20 protein-coding genes and 1 pseudogene are annotated in these 21,590 nt (G+C 45.4%); 18 read left to right on the plus strand and 3 right to left on the minus strand.

The window, feature by feature from the left end; all coding sequences use genetic code 11:
- Positions 1–368 precede the first annotated feature (368 nt).
- Positions 369–1,262 carry a putative amidoligase domain-containing protein gene (locus tag ACFWMP_RS14275; protein ID WP_379424026.1) on the plus strand — a complete coding sequence of 298 codons (894 nt, stop codon included), beginning with the start codon at positions 369–371 and terminating at the stop codon, positions 1,260–1,262.
- A 114-nt stretch (positions 1,263–1,376) separates the two neighbouring features.
- Here ACFWMP_RS14275 and ACFWMP_RS14280 read toward each other — a convergent pair whose 3' ends face one another.
- On the minus strand, positions 1,377–2,174 hold the full coding sequence (locus ACFWMP_RS14280; protein ID WP_379424027.1) for a GNAT family N-acetyltransferase: 798 nt from the start codon (positions 2,172–2,174) through the stop codon (positions 1,377–1,379).
- Between the two features lie 275 nt (positions 2,175–2,449).
- Here ACFWMP_RS14280 and mutS point away from each other — a divergent pair, with 275 nt between their 5' ends.
- From mutS to ACFWMP_RS14355, 15 genes are all read left to right on the plus strand, one after another.
- Positions 2,450–5,203: a DNA mismatch repair protein MutS gene (gene mutS / locus ACFWMP_RS14285; protein WP_379424028.1), complete on the plus strand. Its 2,754-nt coding sequence runs from the start codon at positions 2,450–2,452 to the stop codon at positions 5,201–5,203.
- A 32-nt stretch (positions 5,204–5,235) separates the two neighbouring features.
- Positions 5,236–7,221, plus strand: coding sequence for a DNA mismatch repair endonuclease MutL (gene mutL / locus ACFWMP_RS14290; RefSeq protein ID WP_081382783.1), 1,986 nt, complete (start codon positions 5,236–5,238; stop codon positions 7,219–7,221).
- A 42-nt stretch (positions 7,222–7,263) separates the two neighbouring features.
- Positions 7,264–8,043, plus strand: a complete 780-nt coding sequence (locus tag ACFWMP_RS14295; RefSeq protein ID WP_379424029.1) for a class I SAM-dependent methyltransferase — start codon at positions 7,264–7,266, stop codon at positions 8,041–8,043.
- Complete coding sequence (gene miaA / locus ACFWMP_RS14300; RefSeq protein WP_379424030.1) at positions 8,033–9,013, plus strand: tRNA (adenosine(37)-N6)-dimethylallyltransferase MiaA; 981 nt, start codon at positions 8,033–8,035, stop codon at positions 9,011–9,013. The genes ACFWMP_RS14295 and miaA overlap by 11 nt, the downstream gene beginning before the upstream one ends.
- Positions 9,014–9,032: 19 nt before the next feature.
- Positions 9,033–9,272, plus strand: a complete 240-nt coding sequence (hfq, locus tag ACFWMP_RS14305; protein ID WP_042128368.1) for an RNA chaperone Hfq — start codon at positions 9,033–9,035, stop codon at positions 9,270–9,272.
- 139 nt (positions 9,273–9,411) lie between these two features.
- Positions 9,412–11,982 (plus strand): transglycosylase domain-containing protein, encoded by a 2,571-nt coding sequence (locus ACFWMP_RS14310; RefSeq protein ID WP_042188891.1) that lies wholly within the window; start codon positions 9,412–9,414, stop codon positions 11,980–11,982.
- A gap of 210 nt (positions 11,983–12,192) precedes the next feature.
- Entirely contained in the window at positions 12,193–12,747 is a 555-nt protein-coding gene (locus ACFWMP_RS14315) for a ribonuclease FAU-1 family protein (protein WP_042128364.1), read from the plus strand.
- 4 nt (positions 12,748–12,751) lie between these two features.
- On the plus strand, positions 12,752–13,408 hold the full coding sequence (locus ACFWMP_RS14320) for a YdcF family protein (protein WP_379424031.1): 657 nt from the start codon (positions 12,752–12,754) through the stop codon (positions 13,406–13,408).
- 93 nt (positions 13,409–13,501) lie between these two features.
- Entirely contained in the window at positions 13,502–14,467 is a 966-nt protein-coding gene (locus ACFWMP_RS14325; RefSeq protein WP_042188887.1) for an AAA family ATPase, read from the plus strand.
- Positions 14,468–14,507: 40 nt separating this feature from the next.
- The gene (hflX, locus tag ACFWMP_RS14330; RefSeq protein WP_042188885.1) at positions 14,508–15,797 is read left to right on the plus strand and encodes a GTPase HflX; all 1,290 of its coding nucleotides are present in this window, start codon (positions 14,508–14,510) and stop codon (positions 15,795–15,797) included.
- A gap of 133 nt (positions 15,798–15,930) precedes the next feature.
- Positions 15,931–17,184 (plus strand): methionine gamma-lyase family protein, encoded by a 1,254-nt coding sequence (locus ACFWMP_RS14335; protein ID WP_379424032.1) that lies wholly within the window; start codon positions 15,931–15,933, stop codon positions 17,182–17,184.
- 83 nt (positions 17,185–17,267) lie between these two features.
- Positions 17,268–17,678, plus strand: a complete 411-nt coding sequence (locus tag ACFWMP_RS14340; protein WP_042128355.1) for a MerR family transcriptional regulator — start codon at positions 17,268–17,270, stop codon at positions 17,676–17,678.
- A 33-nt stretch (positions 17,679–17,711) separates the two neighbouring features.
- A complete protein-coding gene (glnA, locus tag ACFWMP_RS14345) occupies positions 17,712–19,040 on the plus strand; it encodes a type I glutamate--ammonia ligase (protein ID WP_042128352.1) in 1,329 nt (442 codons plus the stop codon).
- Between the two features lie 94 nt (positions 19,041–19,134).
- Complete coding sequence (locus ACFWMP_RS14350; RefSeq protein ID WP_379424033.1) at positions 19,135–19,422, plus strand: hypothetical protein; 288 nt, start codon at positions 19,135–19,137, stop codon at positions 19,420–19,422.
- 25 nt (positions 19,423–19,447) lie between these two features.
- On the plus strand, positions 19,448–19,720 hold the full coding sequence (locus ACFWMP_RS14355; protein ID WP_379424034.1) for a LexA family protein: 273 nt from the start codon (positions 19,448–19,450) through the stop codon (positions 19,718–19,720).
- 105 nt (positions 19,721–19,825) lie between these two features.
- Here the strand turns inward: ACFWMP_RS14355 and ACFWMP_RS14360 are convergent, their stop codons facing one another.
- Complete coding sequence (locus tag ACFWMP_RS14360) at positions 19,826–20,296, minus strand: hypothetical protein (RefSeq protein ID WP_042188882.1); 471 nt, start codon at positions 20,294–20,296, stop codon at positions 19,826–19,828.
- A gap of 83 nt (positions 20,297–20,379) precedes the next feature.
- Here ACFWMP_RS14360 and ACFWMP_RS14365 point away from each other — a divergent pair.
- Positions 20,380–20,457 (plus strand): annotated as a pseudogene (locus ACFWMP_RS14365) (ASCH domain-containing protein); the annotation flags it as partial.
- Positions 20,458–21,059: 602 nt separating this feature from the next.
- Positions 21,060–21,275 (plus strand): hypothetical protein, encoded by a 216-nt coding sequence (locus tag ACFWMP_RS14370; RefSeq protein WP_340970202.1) that lies wholly within the window; start codon positions 21,060–21,062, stop codon positions 21,273–21,275.
- A gap of 145 nt (positions 21,276–21,420) precedes the next feature.
- On the opposite strand, the gene ACFWMP_RS14375 is transcribed toward ACFWMP_RS14370, so the two are convergent.
- A complete protein-coding gene (locus tag ACFWMP_RS14375) occupies positions 21,421–21,588 on the minus strand; it encodes a DUF4083 family protein (protein WP_339241639.1) in 168 nt (55 codons plus the stop codon).
- Between the last annotated feature and the right edge of the window lie 2 nt (positions 21,589–21,590).

Genomic DNA, 21,590 nt, shown 5'->3' on the forward strand with positions numbered 1-21,590 from the left:
TGAAGGGCTCAGAAGCATCTCTGCGGAGAAACCAGACCTCTGGTGAAAGCAATCGCTTAGAAGATACATATGATACTCTGCCTTCCGATAAGGCCCATAAACAGTGCTATAACATACTCGTGTATAATTTGAGCGTTCTGCAGATCACTCCACTAGGAGCAGGCCCAGGTATGCGCGCAGCCTCCGATTTGCTAGCCGGGGCTGTGCGAATGGATAGAGTCGATAGCAGTGAATCAATGGGGGCTGCACCAGGAGTATGGCGTGGAGTAATGAAATTACTTCAGCGTATTGCTGTTCGGACTTTGTACAGCTTGGGGCTGGATAGCGGTGAGGTCCTCCTGAGGGCAATGGGGAACCGGAGGTATGTCGTGGAGGGAGTCACTCCACTACTACAGAGTTCCGGCAAATCATTGCCAGAGCCTTATCGTTCCGCAGCATTAGCGCTGGAACGGAGCCTTGCTCTGGAGCAGCCAGGCCGCAGCGGCCTGCTCATGGGTATGGACCCGGAGTTTATCATCCTCCGAGAGTCCACGGGCCGCGTCGTGCCTGCGTCGCGGTACCTGCCCACGGACGGCGTCGCAGGCTGCGACGCCGGACCTCCGGGAACGCGCGGCGCGTTCCCGGTCGCCGAGCTGCGCCCCCAGCCGCGCGGGGAACCACGCGCGCTGCTGGCGCAGCTGATGTCCGCCGCGGCTACGGCGGACCGGCTCATCGCCGACCGCACGCTGCGCTGGCGGGCGGGAGGTATGCCGCTGACGGGCTGGGCCCTCGGCGGCCATTTGCACTTCAGCGGCGTGACGCTGACGGCGCCGCTCTTGCGCGCGCTCGACAACTATCTCGCGCTGCCGATGCTTTTGCTTGAGGACGTCCGCGCGGGAGCGCGTCGTCCTCGTTACGGCGTGCTCGGCGATTTCCGGATTCAGCCGCATGGCGGCTTTGAGTACCGGACTTTGCCGAGCTTCCTGGTATCCCCGGTCATCGCTAAAGGCGCGGTCTATCTGGCTCACCTTATCGTGAGCCATTATGAAGACCTGACGCTGCGCCCGCTTGACCGGGAAGACCTGCATATCGCCTACTACGGCGGCGATAAATCCTCGCTGCGCGACGCAGTACCCCCTCTGCTGGCGCAGCTACGCTCTCTAGGCGGCTACGAGAAGGCCGCCCAATACATAGAGCCTTTATTTCAGTATATCGCCTCTAAACGAACGTGGGATGAATCTCGCGATATCCGTGAGCTGTGGTGCAGCAAAGTTAAAGCTTGAGCTTATATTTCAAAATATTAGAAAGTATTAGTTTTTCACATATCCCTTATATCTAATATTTCTCGCATAAACGCTTACCGTCCTAATAAGGACGCCGAAGGCGTTTATGCTTGTCTACATGTACATGATGCTCCAAGAGCCGATATCTTGAAATCCAAGTCGTTTGTAAATGACCCCAGCATGAGGGTTGTCATAAAAGAGGCATAAAGATTTCCCTTCAGAGAGTAAGTCTGTGCATAGCTGTGCAACTACGCTTGTAGCTAATCCTTGCTCTCTGAATGCTTGATGAGTGGCAACCCCTACGATCATAGCTGACATGGAATTTTCCGCTGATGTTGAGGCCGTTGTAATCACCTGATCTTCACGTTTCATATAATACGTACGGCCAGTGCCAGTCGCCAATGTTTTACGTAGGCTAGTTCTCGATCCATCCCGACTGCTTTCAAACTCTTCTATTGTATCCGTAAGCGAACAAATCGCTTCCACATCCTGGATGGTTGCTTTATTAATGTTATCAACGGAAGAAGAGTACTGTTTAATTTTGGTATTCATTTCCTTAAGCTCAGCAAAGTACAATTGCTTTTCTTCTTTAAAGTTAATTACTCCGTCAAAAGCTTTTACCACTTCGGTTACACCAGAAATCATATGAATTTCGTTATCTTGTCGCATGATTGTAGCGAATCCTTCCACATCAAACGGCCCATCCGCGTAAGGAAGATAGCTTCTATAGAAACGTAATAGAACGGCTTTTATAAGGCCGTCAGATGGATCTATCTCTCCCCACAATGCCATAAAATCCTGTTCAAACCCGAAATTCTCTACATCTCCAATGATGAACAAATTAAGAGCAGGCTCTTTCTGTAGCAATGCCATTAGAAGTTCCCGATCATCCTCCATAAGTCTTCGTATCATTTGATATTCTCCTTTAATTTTCTTATGATCTAACGCTCTGTGTTAAGATTTTACAATATTAAAATGCAGAAGAATACACCTCTTTCTAATGAACGATGGATGCTTGAAATATAAACAAAAGGTACTACCCATTGAGCTTCAGTAATAGTGTCGGATTTCGTGATTTTTTGTCTGAGGATCGAGAAGAATGAACTTCTATGCGGTTGCAGGGTGACTTTGTACGCAAATTTTCTGTTATAATGGAGGACAGCAATAAATAGGCATGGAGGTTGACCATGGCACAATATACGCCGATGATTGAGCAATATTTAAAAGTGAAGGAAGGGGCAAAGGATGCCTTCCTATTTTTTAGACTGGGCGATTTCTATGAAATGTTCTTTGAAGATGCCATTTTGGCTTCCAAGGAGCTTGAAATTACGTTGACAGGTCGCGAAGGCGGGGGCGCAGAGAAGATCCCGATGTGTGGAGTACCTTATCACGCCGCCGAGGGTTATATTCAACGCCTGATTGAAAAAGGATATAAAGTCGCTATTTGTGAGCAATTAGAGGATGCTTCTGTCACAAAGGGAATGGTGAAACGGGATATCGTACGTGTCGTGACACCTGGAACAGTTATGGATGGAAAAATCATTGCCGACAAAAGCAACAATTATCTTGTTTGTGTAACCGAAAGTGATGGGATGATGGCATTAGCTGCATGTGATTTAACTACAGGTGAATTGTATGTTACTTCAGTTTTATCTGGTGCAGAGTGGCTGCGCGATGAGATTGGCATTTATGAACCGGCTGAGATCATCGGAGACCCGACGTTATTGGAGCTTTTACGTAGTGAAACGCCTCTGTTGGCGAAACCTGTTGTGTACACACCTTGGGAGAAACGTGAGGAGGAGCTGGCACGTCGACAATTCGGTGAAGCCGCATGGGTTCGTCTGGAGAAAGAACGTGGACAATGTCTAGCGCTGCTAATCTCCTATCTAAACGAGACGCAACGGCGTTCAATGGGACAACTTAGTCAAATTTCTCCTTATGAACCAGGTAATTATATGATTCTTGATCCGTTCACACGCCGAAATCTGGAGCTAACAGAGACGGTCCGAGAACGTTCTAAAAAAGGATCTCTTCTATGGCTACTAGACCGTACCGAAACATCCATGGGTGCGCGATTGTTACGTCGTAGAATAGATAAGCCGCTGTTGCAGCGCGCTCCGATCGAACGTCGCCTAGAAGCAGTTGATTATTTGTACAACCAGTTTATTGTTCGAGAGGACCTGCGTTTAGCGTTGAAGGAAATTTATGACTTAGAGCGGCTGGTAGGTCGTATTGCCTTTGGTAGTGCGAATGGTCGTGACATGAATGCCTTAAAGCTATCATTGGCACAAATCCCTGCTTTGAAGGAATTATGTATGACTTCGGGATCTGCAACCCTACGCGAGATCGGTGCTAGCATGGATGAATGTGCCGAGATACGGGAGGATATAGATCGAGCAATTGTTGAAGATGCGCCGGTGTCCGTGCGAGACGGAGGGATTATCCGTTCTGGTTATCATGCCAGGTTGGACGAGCTGCGGGAAGCTAGTAGTAATGGTAAACGTTGGATCGCCGAACTGGAAGCGAAAGAACGGCAAGCCACAGGCATCAAATCACTGAAGATCGGATATAACAAAATCTTCGGTTATTTCATAGAGATCACCAAATCCAATCTGGCTTCGTTGCCGGAAGGGCGTTATGAACGTAAGCAGACGCTTGCAAATGCAGAGCGATTTGTTACACCTGAGCTTAAAGAGAAAGAGGCACTGATTCTTGAAGCGCAAGATAAAATGACAGATTTGGAATACAGCCTGTTTACTGAACTGCGTGATCGAATCAGCGGCCAAATTCCGCGACTGCAGAATCTTGCGGAAAAGGTAGCTGAGATTGATGTGTATCAATGTCTGGCAGCCGTCAGTGCCGAGCATCGCTTCGTAAAACCTGTTCTATCAGATGGGTACGATCTTCGACTTGAAGGTGGTCGTCATCCTGTCGTGGAGGCTGTGTTAAAGGATTCGGCATTTATAGCAAACGGAAGTACGCTAAGTAAAGAAGATGGAAATATTCTTTTGATCACTGGTCCTAATATGGCTGGGAAAAGTACCTATATGCGGCAGGTTGCACTCATTTGTATTATGGCTCAAATTGGCTGTTTCGTTCCAGCCACCAGTGCAGAAGTTCCGCTAATTGATCGAATCTTTACTCGTATTGGGGCAGCTGATGATTTGATCGGAGGTCAGAGTACATTTATGGTAGAAATGGCCGACATACAGGTCATGACAGAAAAAGCAACAGCCCGGAGTTTAATTATCATAGATGAGCTTGGTAGAGGAACATCGACGAGTGAGGGCATGGCGATTGCACAAGCGGTAATTGAGTATGTGCACGATACCATTTCTTGCAAAGCTTTAGTTTCGACGCATTTTCATGAATTGGCTCACTTAGAAGAAAGTCTTAAAGGGCTTAAGAATTACTCTATGGCCGTACAGGAGAGCGGGGATAAAGTTAACTTCCTGCGTAAGCTTGTTCCGGGAGCGGCAGACAGTAGCTATGGGATTTATTGTGCACGCCTAGCTGGGCTTCCTGAAGGGATCATTGATCGTGCTTACGGTCTGCTTCAGAGTATCGAGCAGGCGGCTCATCCAGGTGGTTCCTCTATTCATTATGGGGGTGGACTAGAAAGTCAGGCCGCTGCAAAAGAGGTCGCAACTACATCTATCCAACAACCCGATAGTGTCATCGCTGAAACTTCGGGGATTCCTGCAGACTCCTATTCATCAATAGCAGATGAAGTAGTTCAACTGTCTATCTTTGGCGAGGAAGAACCACGTAAGAATCGGAAGGGTAGTGCAAATCAGTCGGCTGTAGTAACTGAAGTACAAGAGAATCCTGCGATAAAAGAATTCATCACTTCTGTGCGTAACGCAGATCTTATGAATATGACTCCGCTTCAGGCTATGAGTCTGCTGAACGACCTGAAGATGAAAGCAAAGGATCTTTAATTATTGATTGCCTAAATAAGAGGTGAATGAAATTGGCCAAAATTCATATATTGGACGAGCATATTGCCAACCAGATTGCTGCGGGTGAAGTTGTAGAGCGACCAGCTTCTGTTGTGAAGGAGCTAGTTGAGAATGCTATTGACGCAGGAAGCACAAGGATTGAGGTTTCGGTGGAGGAAGGCGGTTTACAGAGCATCCGAGTAAAAGATAACGGCTCGGGGATCGAGCCTGAGGATTGCGAGACCGCCTTTTATCGTCATGCCACAAGTAAAATCGCTAATGGGCGTGATCTATTCCAGATCACTAGCTTAGGGTTCCGTGGTGAGGCGCTCCCCAGTATTGCTGCGGTATCCAAAGTCTCTCTTCTAACGGCTACTGCCGATGACGGCAAAGGACGCCTGATTGATATTGAGGGTGGTAATTTAATTCGGAATGAAGATTCCCCTTCGGGCCGTGGGAGCGATCTAGCGGTGCGTGAATTATTTTTTAACACACCGGCACGGCTGAAATACATGAAGAGTATCCAGACGGAGCTTGGTCATATATCGGATGCCATGTATCGAATGGCGTTAGCCCATCCGGGAATCTCTTTTACCTTGCATCATAATGGCAATCAGCTGCTGCACACGCTTGGTAATGGTGATCTGCTGCAAGTGATCGCAGCGGTGTACGGAACCTCCGCAGCCAAGGCTATGTTGCCGATTACGGCAGAGGATTTGGATTATCGTATTTCTGGTTATATAAGTCGTCCGGAATGGACACGCTCAAATCGAAACGCAGTGACTACCATTGTGGGAGGACGATATATTCGCAGCAATGGTCTGAACGCAGCGATCATGCGTGCTTATCATACTTTACTTCCGATTAACCGCTATCCACTGCTGGTGCTCGAACTGGACATGCATCCTTCACTTGTGGACGTCAATGTACATCCAGCTAAGCTGGAGGTTCGGTTTAGTAAGGAGAATGAGCTTTACACGTTTGTTGAACAAGAAATTCGTAAAGTGTTGTTAGGGCAAAGTTTGATACCGCGTCCAGGTAAAGAAACCATTGGGCCAAAGGGCAGCAGTTCATTTATACAGGAGCAGTTTGCTTTTTCTAAAGGGTCAGTTCCGGCACCCCCACCGTCTGAGGTGGGCAAGGATTCAGTTCCTCAGGGATCTGGTAGTTCCTTTAGTAGACAACAACCATCAAATGTTGAGCAGAGCGCCAGTGAGTTCAGAAAAGAGGGGCAGATTGATACTCCGATGACCCGTGAAACGGCTCCATCCTACGGGTCAGGATACCAGTCTTCCTCTTCACAAGGACGTCAAAATAATGTGAGCAACAACTATGCTAATGGGTATCGCCCGCAAGAAGCTTCATCCCTGCAGAAGCAGATTCCTTCTGCCCAAGCGTTATGGGCACCGCCAGTCGATGAAGAACCTGGGCTTCCTGCCTTCCCGGAACTAAATTATATTGGACAGCATCATGGGACTTATATTATCGCTCAAAATGACGGCGGACTGTATCTCATTGATCAACATGCGGCACACGAACGCATAAATTACGAGTTTTTTTATGAGAAGTTCGGTCGTCCTGAAGACGCTTCTCAGGATCTGCTTTTGCCAATTACACTTGAGTTCACGCCTTCGGAAAGTCGTCAACTTAGTGAACGTTTACATTGGTTTCAGCAGGCTGGAGTGTACCTTGAACATTTTGGAGGACAGACTTTTCTGATTCGATCTTTGCCTTATTGGTTTCCTGAAGGTGAGGAGAAGGCGATCGTTGAAGAAATGGCGGAGTGGGTCTTGAGTGAACGATTGATTGACCTAGCAAAGCTACGAGAGAAATCGTCTATTCTATGCTCGTGTAAAGCCTCCATCAAAGCCAACCAGAAACTAACAGAACAGGAAGTCGAGGCCTTGTTGTCTCGTCTGGCAGCATGTAGACAGCCGTATACTTGTCCACATGGGCGTCCGATTGTGATTTCTTTTTCATCCTATGATTTAGAGAAATTGTTCAAACGGGTGATGTAATTGTACGATTAGAAATTTGTTTATAGCAAGACTGGAGGCAACATGATTATAACTACGGGTTATAGCCCGATAATGGATATTGTAGAGCGAGCTCAGAATCTCGCAGAGAGAACGGGCTCTAAATACGCTCCACGCGAGAAATTCTCTATACCCAAGATGGTGGAACACTATGGAGATGAGGATATACTAATCCTTTCTCAAGAAGCCGTTCGTTTACACCGATTAGGGATGGAGCCCATGGAGTTTCACCCAAGCATGGGTTTCGTTCGTGCGAAACGGATTCTAAAGGGTGATATAGAACCGATGCTTGTCGCTGCTCGAATGCTTCCCGGAGATAGCGTACTAGATTGCACAGCGGGTCTAGGTGCTGATTCCTTGCTATTTGCTGTGCATGGTGGCGAGTCCTCAGAGATTACCGCTCTGGAGAGCTCATTGCCGCTGTATGCACTGCTCTATGAAGGGATGCGGCACTATACCTCTGGGCAAGTAAGGGTTAATGAGGCCTTGCGTAGAATTAATGTCGTCCATAGTGAACACTTGGACTACTTACGTGCTCTACCGGATCGCAGTGTAGATATTGTGTACTTCGATCCTATGTTCCGAGTGCCGCTGACCGGTTCTGCTTCGATTTCCCCGCTGCGGCAGTTTGCTAATCGTGCAGCACTATCACTAGAGAGTGTGGCTGAGGCGGTAAGAGTTGCACGTAAAACTGTTCTTTTGAAAGAAAAGGCTCTGAGCGGCGAATTCGAAAGGCTTGGCTTTACAGAGCTGCTCCGGAGCAACTCCAAAACATCGTACGGGGTGATACACATTGACAACTAAAGAGAGACATAAGGTTCTAGTCTTACTAGGACCAACAGCCGTAGGTAAAACCAGGTTAAGTTTGGAGCTTGCGGCTGCATATAACGCAGAGATTATTTCTGGAGATTCGATGCAGGTTTATCGTGGTATGGATATTGGGACAGCTAAGATTACTCCAGCTGAGATGATGGGAATTCCTCACCATTTAATCGACATTCATGATCCGCAGGACCCATATTCTGCTGCTGAATTTCAGGAACAAGGTAGCAGACTTATCGAAGAGATAAGCAGTCGTGGGAAACTTCCATTTATTGTTGGGGGAACAGGTCTCTATATTGAGTCCCTATGTTACGGTTTTCAATTCTCTGAAGCTGTGGCTGACGAAGCTTTCCGTAAAGAACAGGATCAATTTGCAGAAGAACATGGAGCGCTTGCACTGCATGCCAGACTTGAAGCCGTTGATCCGGTCAGTGCAGCGAAATTGCATCCGAATGACCGCCGTAGAATTATTCGGGCACTGGAAATTCATCACCAGACAAACACCACACTTTCCGCTTCTCATGCAGCTCAAAAGAAGGAGTCGCCCTATGACTTATGTCTTATCGGTTTGACAATGGACCGGAAAATACTATATAAACGTATTGAGGACCGAATTGATAGCATGCTTGGGGATGGTCTTGTTGCTGAGGTGAAGGGACTGCTGGAAAACGGCTACAGCAGAAGCCTTGTGTCCATGCAGGGACTGGGCTACAAGGAAATTGCCGCTTACCTCGCAGGGGAACTGACGCTTGAGGAAGCTGTGATACTGCTTAAACGCGATACTCGCCGATTCGCCAAAAGACAGTTGTCATGGTTTCGCCACATGAAGGAAATCGAGTGGATCGATGTCGAAGGTGAGCAAAACTTTTCTGAGAATTTCTCGAAAATACGTGCTATAATAGCAGGAAAGTTTCTCTCAGGTCTTGAATATACTTCTGAACAATATAATTGAACCATTGGGGGTACGTCATATGAACAAGTCCATTAACATCCAAGATACATTCTTGAACCAACTACGCAAAGAAAATATCCCTGCTACAGTATATTTGACCAACGGTTTTCAAATCCGGGGAATTATTAAAGCATTCGACAATTTTACAATCGTTATTGACAGTGATGGACGCCAGCAAATGGTGTATAAGCACGCGATTTCCACTTTTACACCACAGCGCAGTGTGTCACTTATGCAGGACAATAGTAACGAAGAATAACATTAACAAAATTGAAGTGAAACCTTTCTTGTTAATAAATCGTTTGAATAGAGTGTGAGAGAGCAACCTGAGAAGGTTGTTCTTTTCATTCAGAGAAGTCCATACATGATTTATTCAAGGAAGGGAGTCAGGAGGCATCATGTCTAGAGATGATACATCAAGGACGAACAACAATAGAAATAGAGGATCGTCCAGTACCAATTCAAAACCAAAACCGAAAAGTAAGAAGAAAAAGAAGTTTTTGACTAAAAAGCGTGTGCTGTGGAGCTTGTTCTTTGCTACAGCGTTGGCCATTTTCTGTGCGCTTGGCGGTTATCTGTTCATTATGCTGAATGGGCAAAAACTTCTCCTAGAGAACCAAGACAAACTGACCGTAAATGAAACTACAAAAGTATATGACCGCAATGCTAATTTAATCGGCGAATTATCGCTTGAGAAAAGCGATCCTGTAGAGTATGAGAAGATTCCACCGTTATTGATCAATGCCTTTGTGGCCACAGAAGATAAACGCTTCTTTGAGCATTCTGGTGTGGATTTATGGTCAATCGGCCGGGCAGCGGTAAAAGATATTGCTGCACGCAGCATGGTAGAAGGTGGTAGTACCATTACTCAGCAGCTGGCCAAAAACATCTTTTTGACACGGGATAAAACATTTTTCCGTAAAGCGACTGAGGTATCCATTGCTGTAGCATTGGAGAACCAGAAATCTAAAGAAGAGATCATTACGATGTACCTGAACCGAATAAACTTTGGGGGTACGATCTACGGAATTAAAGCAGCATCTGAAAGATATTTTGGTAAGAGTGATCTGAATGATCTGAAAGTTTGGGAAATTGCGACACTGGCTGCGATGCCTAAGGGACCGTCTCGTTACAACCCTCTGCGTAACCCGGATCTTTCAAAGGAACGTCGTGCAGTAGTACTTCAGCTCATGTACGAACAAGGTTATATTACGGAGCAAGAGAGAGACGAAGCACAAGCCGTGGATTATAATTATAAGCCACCTGAAAAGAAACAGCGTTATCAAGCTTTTATTGACTTCGCAGTGGAAGAAGCAGAAGAGAAGTTTGGACTATCCGAAGATGATCTGAATATTGGTGGTTACAAGATATACACCACGATGGATAAGCACGCTCAAGAAACCGTAGAAGATGCTTTTGCAGACAGTGATAACTTCGAGAAGAGTGTAGACGACGAACTGGTACAAGGTTCTATGACCATCGTGAATCAAGAGAATGGCGGCATTGTCGCACTTCTAGGTGGACGGAATTATGAGAAAAAAGGCTATAGCCGTGTAAATGGCAGCCGACGTTCTCCTGGTTCAGCCTTTAAACCAATCGTTGCTTATGCTCCAGCACTGGAAACTGGAAAGTACGACAAGTATTCTACGTTAAGCAACGAGAAGCAGTGTTTTTCCAACTATTGCCCAACTAACCTTCACGGATATTCCAAGAGTATTAGTATGAGTGATGCTATACAGAAATCAGAGAATATTCCTTCGGTCTGGTTGCTTAATGAAATTGGAGTGAATACCGGATTTAAGTTTGCCAAGAAATTGGGGATTGGACTGGAAGACGAGGACAAGAACCTCTCACTGGCTCTCGGAGGTATGAGCAAAGGAACGAATACACTGGAAATGGCACAAGCTTACAGTGCTTTTGCAAATGGCGGTGAACTTCGAGAATCATATTCCATTAAATCGATCACTGATAGTAGTGGAGAGACCGTCTTCAAGGCTAATACAACGCCTGAGCGTGTTATGAGTAAGCAAACGGCTTATCAAATGACCGAGATGATGCAAAAGGTTGTAGAGAGTGGTACGGGTAGAAAAGCAAGGATTGATCGTCCAGTTGCTGGTAAGACCGGTACGACTCAAAGTGGATATTCTGGAATCAGCTCGAACCGTGATGTTTGGTTTGTGGGATATACACCTGAATGGACAGCTGCTGTTTGGATGGGTTATGACAAGCCAAGCAAGAAACATCTGCTTAAGAATAGCAGTGGGCTTGCCGCAGCATTCTGGGGTAAAGTGATGGAGGAAGCGTTAAGGGATGTTCCTAAGAAGTCCTTCCCACAGCTAGATAATGAAATCGCTCCTGCACCTACAGAAACACCTGAACCAGCTAAGAATGTTAGTGGACTTACTGCAGCTTATGATCCATCTACGATGACAGTAAATCTGGGCTGGCAGGCAGTTCCTGTTGCGGGTGTAGAATATCGTATTTATCGTAGAGAGACATCCGAGGCTGATTTCGGTTTACTGTTAAATACGGTCACGACTAGTGCAGGAGACTTTAGTGCAATGCCTGGTCTGGTTTACGAGTATTATGTTACTTCCTACGATCCTGCAACCCAAGTAGAAAGTGAACCATCGAATGTGGTTACTGTCTCTGTGCAGGATGAGATGCCAACACCTGAGCCGACCATTGATCCTAATCTCCCGACACCAACCCCTGAGAATGGTGGAGACAATGGCTGGGATAATGGCAACGGTGGTAATAATGGTGGTGGCAACGATGGAAGCGGGAATAATGGTGGAACAGGAACCTTGCCTGAATTCACTACGCCTCCACCGTCAGCAACACCGATACCTACTGCTCCGCCAGATGTACCTTCTGGAGGCGGAAGTTCGGGGAATGACAGTGGTAATGCAACACAAAGCCCTGATCAAGAGGCTAGTAATATGAATGGTGATTCTTCTGTTCAATAGTGATGCTTTGAATTTATGAAGTTAGCTTTTCTTTTCCTGAGGCTGTCTCAAAAGTAGTGAATGCTACTTATGGGACAGCTTCTTTCTTTTATAACTCCATATTTTTCTAATCGAATCTGTGATAAAAATTTGCTGTATTTTGCGGGATGTTTTGAGTGTATCCTCTAAATGTGGTAAGCTGAAGAAACCATACTGGAGAGGGTAATTTCTATGAAACGTAAATTCGGAGACCGGGCCAACTGGCGCCGGATTACGCGTCGCCATTTTGCCTGCCGCTATGTGGAGAGCCGGGAATTCAGCGGATATATTACGCTTTATACCATCTACGGGCTGAAAGAACCACTGTGGAAGAGCTATGGACGGCATACATATCGTATTGCGGATAAAGGTTATTCCTGGCTGCAATATTTCCCAAAAGACAGTCACTATATTGTGACGGCTATGTTCGACGAACGGCAAAATATCATTCAATGGTACATAGACACCTGCAAGGTGCAGGGCGTCACAGACCAAGGCGTTCCATGGTTTGATGATTTGTATCTGGATGTGGTTGTGCTTTGGAACGGCGAGGTTTTCTTGCTTGATGAGGATGAATTAGAGGAAGCGCTGGAGAGGGAAGATATTTCCGAGAGTGATTATAAACTCGCCTGGGAGACAGCCAATACTATTTTACGCGGCATCGATGCTCATGCTTTCCCTTATTTCTCACTATCTTTGAAGCATCGTGCCGAATTATTTCATCATGGAGAATTCAGGAGGAAATAAAGAAATGGAATGGTATGTCTACGGAAGAGGGTCTTCCCCGATTCGGATTGTTTCCAAAAAACGCAGATTCTGGACGAAACGAACGTTGCTTATCGCTTTATCGATAATTGTGATTGCTGGATTGTTGTGGTGTGCTTATGCGTTAAACAATATTAATAAAGCTGCCACCACAGATCCTATGCAAAAGGCGGATGTTGGGATCATTCTTGGCATGTCGATGTGGGGGGATGAGCCTAGCCCAGGACTTAAGGAACGGCTGGATTACGGACTGAAGCTTTATCAAAAAGGGATGTTCCCACATCTTATTGTATCTGGTGGTTTAGATAAACCTGATTTACAATACACAGAAGCTCAAGGAATGCGTAATTATTTGGTTGCTAAAGGAGTGCCAGATAGCGCCATTTACGTAGAGAATGAAGCTACTAGCACTTACGAGAATCTTTTGTTTAGTAAAGAGATTATGGCACGAGAAGGTTTGTCCTCAACAATAATCATTACGCATACTTATCATGGGTGGCGGGCTCATGAAATTGCTGGCGAGCTTGGATATGTGAATCCTGAGCTGGGACTTACAGAATCCACCGTTCTATCGATGACAAGACATAAAACACGTGAGACTCTAGCCTATACGAAATGGAAGCTTCAGCAGCTATTCCTGTGATTTGTCCAAAAAATCCCGAATCTTCTAATAACACTTCATTTACTGGAATAGACTTGATTAGAGAAGTCAGCCCTGGATAATGAGGTGATACCGATGAGCGGACGCGTAGCAGCGGCCAGTGGACGGGAGGAAGAAAGACCGTCTCGACAAATCAATATTGTATTGCGGAGTCAAGAGCCTCCGGCTATAACTAACCCTTCTGGAGAGAGTCGGCCGGTACCTCCAAAAAATCACGGCCACACTAGCCTATTCCAAGAGTTAACGCAAGAATTGGAAGGTTTAGTGGGTCTGGACAATATCAAAGAGCTAGTCTTTGAAATCTACGCCTTGTTACAAATTGCTCAGATGCGAACTGAGGCAGGACTTGCAAGCGGCGGGCAAGCTTATCACATGGTTTTTAAAGGGAATCCCGGAACTGGCAAGACAACCGTGGCTAGAATCGTGGCTAAGCTGTTCCAGCGTATGGGTGTACTGACCAAAGGACATCTTATTGAGGTGGAGAGAGCCGACCTTGTAGGAGAATACATCGGTCATACTGCACAGAAGACTCGCGACCTGGTAAAAAAGGCTTTGGGCGGTATTTTGTTTATCGATGAGGCTTATAGCCTTGCTCGGGGTGGAGAAAAGGATTTTGGGAAAGAAGCGATTGATACGCTCGTCAAGGCCATGGAGGATCATCGCAGTCAATTTATACTTATCTTAGCGGGGTACTCTGGAGAGATGGAGTATTTTTTGATGAGCAATCCCGGATTGCCTTCACGGTTTCCGATACAGGTGGAATTTCCTGATTATACGATCGATCAACTGCTGCAAATCGCTGAACTGATGGCAAAAGATCGCGACTATATTTTGATGCCACAGGCGATACTCAAGTTAAAGCAGCATTTGTTAGTAGAGAAGACGGAGAGTCTTCATGCTTTCAGTAATGCGAGGTATGTTCGCAACGCCATTGAGAAAGCGGTTCGGGGTCAGGCTGTCAGACTGTTAAACCAGTATGAAAGTACCAGCCCAGGCAAGCAGGAATTAATGACGCTTCGAACTGAGGATTTCAAATTATGAATTACAGGATACTATCACCGTCATAAGGAGCATGACATACATGGCAATAACTACGCATGATACGGAAACAGATGTACAAGATCGAGCGATATTGGTAAGTCTCGTCACAGATAAAATTAAAAGAACCGGAATTGATCCAGAGCTTTCACTACAGGAATTAGTGCAATTAGCCGAAACGGCTGGTGTTGAAGTTCTGGATGTGCTGCGTCAAAACAAGGAAACACCTGATTCTAGATGGTTTATTGGTAAAGGTAAAGTAGAAGAGCTACGGATGGCTGCTGATGCTCTCGGGGCTAATACAGCTATCTTTGATCAAGAATTGTCAGGAGCCCAAGTACGGAACCTTGAGGAGGCTCTGGATCTTAAGATTATTGACCGGACGCAGCTTATTCTGGATATATTTGCGGGGCGTGCGAAGACGCGAGAAGGAATTATTCAGGTAGAGCTGGCACAATTGTCCTATCTGTTACCCCGGCTTTCCGGCCAAGGGAAGAACCTATCCAGACTAGGTGGCGGAATTGGTACCAGAGGTCCGGGTGAAAGTAAGCTGGAAACTGATCGCCGACATATTCGTGATCGGATTACGGAGCTGAAACGCCAGCTGGATGAGGTTGTTAAGACTCGTGAGCTACATCGGGAGCGTCGCCGCAAGGCGGGAGCAGTGCAAGTCGCACTTGTTGGGTATACGAATGCAGGGAAATCAACGCTGCTTAAGCAACTAACCGATGCGGATGTCTATATTGAAAACCAGTTGTTTGCCACACTGGACCCTACTTCACGTGTACTTGAGCTAGCAGGTGGTAAAGAGGTTGTGCTGACGGATACTGTAGGCTTCATTCAGAATCTTCCGCATGATCTTGTCGCATCTTTCCGTGCAACGCTGGAGGAAGTGAATGAGGCCAATTTGGTGCTACATGTGGTGGATGCCTCTTCACCAATGCGTGAGGAGCAGATGGAGATTGTCCAATCCATCTTGCAGGATCTAGGTGCATCTGGTACACCGCAAATCGTACTTTTTAATAAAATTGATCTATGTCAGCCTGAGCAACTGGAAATGTTGCCTACAGGTACAGGGTACTTGAAGATCAGTGCATTTAATCCTGAAGATTTAACTCGGATTACCGAAATGATCGCCGATGAACTGGCTGGCGACACACTCAACTTCCGCATTCCCGGAGACCGAGGTGACATTTCTTCCTTGCTCTACAGGGTGGGAGAGGTTCTGGAAACGACATATGATGAGAACGATGTGCTCTATAACGTTCGTCTTAATAAAGAGGATTATGACAAATGGGGTTACATGCTTGCTGATTTTGTGGACCAGCAGTAATCTTGTCAGTCATTCCTAAGGTGGAAATGCTTCGTTTATAGGTATAAAATAATAGCTAATCTAGAAAGCGTCAGTTTACTGCCGCTTTCTGTCATTATGATGGCAAGTAAATGTAAGGAGCGAATAAGAACGAATGGTAGTTTTTGCAGAGGATATTTTGAGCGCGGCAGAGGCCGCAGAAGTTGAAATAGAAGGCGCTGTCAAAGCCCTTGATCGTATTGTAGATAAGAATCAGTGGAAGGTTATAGAAGCGTTCCAGCGTCATCAAGTCAGTGATTTTCACTTTGCCGGTTCAACGGGGTATGCGTATAATGACCGTGGCCGTGAAGTGTTGGATCTTGTCTATTCTGACGTTTTTGGTGCGGAATCTGCTCTGGTTCGCCCGCATTTCGCTTCAGGAACACACACCATATCAACAGCCCTATTTGGTGTACTGCGTCCAGGAGATGAGCTGCTATACATCACAGGACGTCCGTACGATACCTTACATAAGGTAATTGGTCACACAGGGGATGGGACAGGTTCACTCGCAGATTTCGGAATTACTTACCGGGAGGTTGCTCTTACTGCAGATGGCAAGATCGATTGGGATGAGGTAGCTCTCGCTATTAACGAAAATACTAAAGTGATTGGAATCCAAAGGTCACGAGGATATGATTGGCGTGCTTCTTTCACAGTGGCTGAAATTGGTGAAATGACTTCGAGGGTAAAGGTGTTGAAACCGGAAGTGATTGTCTTCGTAGACAATTGTTATGGTGAGTTTACCGAAGAGCTTGAGCCTCCACAGGTTGGTGTGGATCTAGTAGCAGGATCGTTAATTAAGAATCCGGGTGGCGGTATTGCTGAGACAGGCGGTTATATTTGTGGCCGACAGGATCTTGTAGAATTGGCAGCTTATCGATTAACCGCTCCTGGCATAGGTGGTGAAGTGGGGGCTATGTTAGGAACAACACGTGGGCTTTACCAAGGGTTGTTTATGGCACCGCACACGGTCGGACAAGCTTTAAAAGGAAGTATTTTTGCTGCATCCGTATTTCAGCGATGCGGGTTTGAGACAAAGCCAGCGTGGAACGAGCCTCGTACAGATTTGATTCAGGCGGTTTCCTTTGATGGACCAGAACACTTAATTGCCTTTGTTCAGGGCATACAACGCGCTGCAGCTGTGGACAGCCATGTGGTACCAGAGCCTTGGGATATGCCAGGTTATGAACATCCTGTTATTATGGCTGCAGGTACGTTTATACAAGGTGGAAGCTTGGAGTTATCTGCAGATGCGCCTATACGAGCTCCTTATATTGGCTATATGCAAGGCGGGTTAACCTATTCACATGTTAAATATGGCGTTTTGATGGCACTTCAAAGTATGCGTGAAAGAAAATTGCTGTAAGAATATCTCACATACCATTGACACGCTGTATTAGGAAATGTACAATGAGATCAGAAAAAGATCATTGGAAGGTTGGATGAGTCATGGGTGATGAAATCCGCAGAAATATGGCACTATTTCCTATTGGAATTGTAATGAAGCTGACTGATTTGTCCGCGAGACAAATTCGTTATTATGAGCAGCACAGTCTGATCGTACCAGCACGTACGTCGGGGAATCAGCGTTTGTTCTCTTTTAATGATGTTGAGCGCCTATTAGAAATTAAAGCTCTGATCGAGAAGGGTGTTAATATTGCTGGCATTAAGCAAGTAATGAATCCTGTCTCTAAGGAATCCGAGGAAGCTACTGTTATTACCCCTGATACAGAGGTAAGACGTAGAGAGTTATCCGATTCCCAGCTTCACCGAATGCTGAAGCAAGAACTAGTTTCCGGTAAAAGACCGGGACAAGTGTCTCTGATTCAAGGTGAGTTATCCCGGTTTTTTAATAAATAATAATATATAGAAGTTCGAAAGGGAGAGGATCACATGAGCTTTTCTAAAGAGGATATTTTACGCATTGCCAAGGAAGAGAATGTTCGTTTTATTCGTCTGCAATTTACGGATCTATTAGGTACTATCAAGAATGTAGAGATTCCAGTTAGCCAATTGGAAAAAGCGCTTGATAATAAAATGATGTTTGATGGTTCTTCCATCGAAGGTTATGTACGGATTGAAGAATCTGATATGTATCTCTTCCCTGACCTAGATACATGGGTAATCTTCCCTTGGGTGACTGATAGTCGTGTAGCTCGTCTGATTTGTGACGTCTACATGCCAGATGGTACACCTTTTGCTGGAGACCCACGTGGTATCCTCAAACGTTGTCTGAAGGAAGCAGAAGAAATGGGTTTCACAGCTATGAACGTTGGACCAGAACCTGAATTCTTCCTTTTCAAGACAGACGAAAGAGGCAATCCTACTACGGAATTGAACGACCAAGGTGGATACTTTGACTTAGCGCCAACGGATTTAGGGGAAAACTGTCGTCGTGAAATCGTACTGACCCTTGAAGAAATGGGCTTTGAAATCGAAGCTTCCCACCATGAAGTAGCTTCGGGCCAGCATGAAATTGACTTTAAATATGCTGACGCGATTACTGCTGCTGACCAAATTCAAACCTTTAAGCTCGTCGTGAAAACGGTAGCCCGTCAACACGGCCTGCATGCAACTTTTATGCCTAAACCATTGTTCGGTATCAACGGATCTGGTATGCACGCTCACCAATCCTTGTTTAAAGGCAAAGAAAACATGTTCTACGACGAAAGCGACAAGCTGGGTCTGAGCAAAACTGCACGTTACTACATGGCTGGTATTTTGAAGCACGCTCGTGCTTTTGCAGCGATTACTAACCCAACAGTTAACTCATACAAACGCCTTGTTCCTGGTTATGAAGCACCTTGCTACGTAGCTTGGTCTGCAAGTAACCGTAGCCCAATGATTCGTATTCCGGCTTCTAGAGGTCTTAGCACACGTGTTGAGGTTCGTAACCCGGACCCAGCAGCTAACCCTTACCTCGCACTTGCTGTTATGTTGAAAGCAGGTCTTGACGGAATTAAACGTAAGCTTGATCTTCCAGCTCCGATTGACCGTAACATCTATGTGATGTCTGAAGAAGAGCGCATCGAAGAAGGCATCCCAAGCTTGCCATCCGATTTGAAAGAAGCACTTAGTGAAATGATCCGCAGTCATGTTATCACCGAAGCTCTCGGCGAACATGCTTTGGCTCACTTCTACGAGCTAAAAGAAATCGAATGGGATATCTACCGTACTCAGGTTCATGAGTGGGAAAGAGCGCAGTACATGACTCTTTACTAGAATAAATCAGCCCTTGGCGCTCTAAGCGTTAAGGGTTTTTTTCTGTGTGGGTAAGGTTTGGAGGTTTTGTGGAAGGTTAATGAGCGCCCCCGTAATGCCCCCTGAAAATGTAGTTTCATTCGAGGATACTAAGCAGTTGGAGTTAGAAAAGGCAAAAGAAGAACGACTGCAGCAGATTGAACCTATAGCAGATCTAATCATAACGGCTGCTGGCAGGGATCTCCGAGCAAAGGAAATTAGATTTTTGGAATCATTAGAAACCAAGGATCTAGAAACCTTCACTGCAATGTTTACTGATGCTCTTAATGGCTATGCTGCTCAGGGTTCTTATCATCCAAATGACCGATTTGAAGATTATAAATCTCTTATAACAACGAATTAAAGTTATTTATGAGGGAAGGTTGAAGATGGAATTCATTTCGAAAAAGCAGCAAGCAATAATCGACTTTATTGAAAAATTCTCATTTGAATTTCATTATCCGCCCAGCATACGCGAAATTGCAGTAGCCATGGGGCACCAGTCAATATCGACAACTCACGGTTTTATTAAGCACTTGGAGAACAAAAAGCTCCTGTCCTGGAGGAGGAATCAACAAAGAGCCATAGTGCTCACCATAAAAGGAATGAATCAGGTAATTAAGGCAGGAGCATCTGAGATAAATGCCAAGGCTGAGCTGTGACACAAAAATAAGGGGCATAAGCCCCAATGACGGATAATAAGACATGGTTCTGGCAGTTCGAAATTTCTAATTGATCAGACAATAATTCTTTCTGACATATTTCCTTCATCCTGCAAATGCTATTCCATTAAACGCAGCATTTACCATCCATATTCCGTTTCTCCCAACTTCTAAGTCTGAGTAAATAAAAAGTGAATAGCGAATTTGACCATTTGAAACAGTAGGAATATCGGGGAAATCTCCTGCGGTTATTGAGATTGTGGATGCTGTACTCTCTATAGGACCTGGACGGACTTGCGATTCATAGATTAGTGTGCCAGAACCAAGGATTCCGTTTCCGTTTCTTTCTATTACGACTGTTACTGAGGTTTCATCTGGTGTATCGAAAGCTTTATAGAAAGTTACTGAACCAGACAACCATATACGTACCTTGTTTGCATCTGGCGTTCCTACAATTGAAGATGTTTGAATTCCCAAATCTCCAATCAAAATTGGGTTGACGTATACGTACTCAATTGCACTCCCTAACCCAGACATATGTTCCGAAATCCGCATATCAAGAGCTCGTGTTGTCATGAGACTCACTCCTTTTTTATTTATAGAGTATGTTGTCCAACAAGTCTTGTGAGCCTTTTTTTAGAGTAGATAGGAGGGGAAGTATGAAAGCCATAACCATCATTCAGCCATGGGCAACGCTCATAGCTCTCAGGGAGAAGAAGTTTGAAACGCGCAGCTTTCCGAACGACAAGCCCGAAAAGGAACATTGAGCAGAGAAGAAGTTGAGTTAATGGATGCGCTGGCTGCTCTAGAAGAGTCACAACAACTGAACAAAACTTATGAACGCTCAATTAGTAACAGTCTAGAAAACATAGATAGGATCGGATAGCACTTAAGGAGGTGCAGCAGACCATAGCCCGACAACGGGAGGTACTGGAGTTCTATGCAAATCAAGTAAATTGGGAACTGCCAAGCTTCGGTAGAGGTCATTCAAAGGTTACGAGCGACAGAGGAAGTAAAGCACGTGAATTGTTGGAGGAAGGGAGCAACAAGGCATGACACAGGTAAAGGATAAGACAAACATTTGCCCCCGAGAGAGGGCATAGGCAGCATATATCACGCTTAGTAGTGTCAAAGAGTAGATCGGGGGATTCGCTAAATGAAAAAGTCTAAAAAAGTTAAGCTACAAGAGCATTGCATTATAAGGCTTCAATACAGTTATTCAGACGGAGGATAGCAGGATACAACGAATGTAATCCATTCTTGTGTGATACAATACCTGATCTAGTTAAGTATTTATCTTTGGAAGGAATAGAAAGGTTAAAGGAAAAAGGAGTAGCCGATGACAAATGAATTAATTGATAGGAATGAATCTCCTGTCAAAGTAGGTGACCAAGTAGAGGTAAGGCTCCCTACATATATCGGACACATCGTCTGCAGCGGACCAGTAGAGTACCGGACAGAGGATGTAGGCTGCTACGGACCGGTTACGGCATTAACGATCCGCAGAGAGGATTTACGTATCTCAGTAGCATTAGCAAATCTACAACAAAAATGATAATTTTACAGCTGTTTGGCCATCGTCCGACAGCATAAACCCAGCAACACGAGGGCCGCACCAGATCATTAAGGGAGTAGGAGTATCCCTCCTCTCCCAAAGGCACAGTAGACGCATACTGCGACATAAAAAAAGATAAAAGTGATTATGCACCCTTATCTTTTTCAAGCAATTCTATTATTCTGTCTAATTTTTTCTCTATGCTAGCATTTTTATCTGAAACCTTGTTTTTAGTTAGATAATCTTTTTTTAACAGTAAAACCAAGGGAATTGCCCAAACAAATGCCAATGGTATTAAAAAAATATATTGCAAGA

It is taken from the genome of Paenibacillus sp. NPDC058367, assembly GCF_042723305.1.
In the GTDB taxonomy this organism is placed as follows: Bacteria; Bacillota; Bacilli; order Paenibacillales; family Paenibacillaceae; genus Paenibacillus_AQ.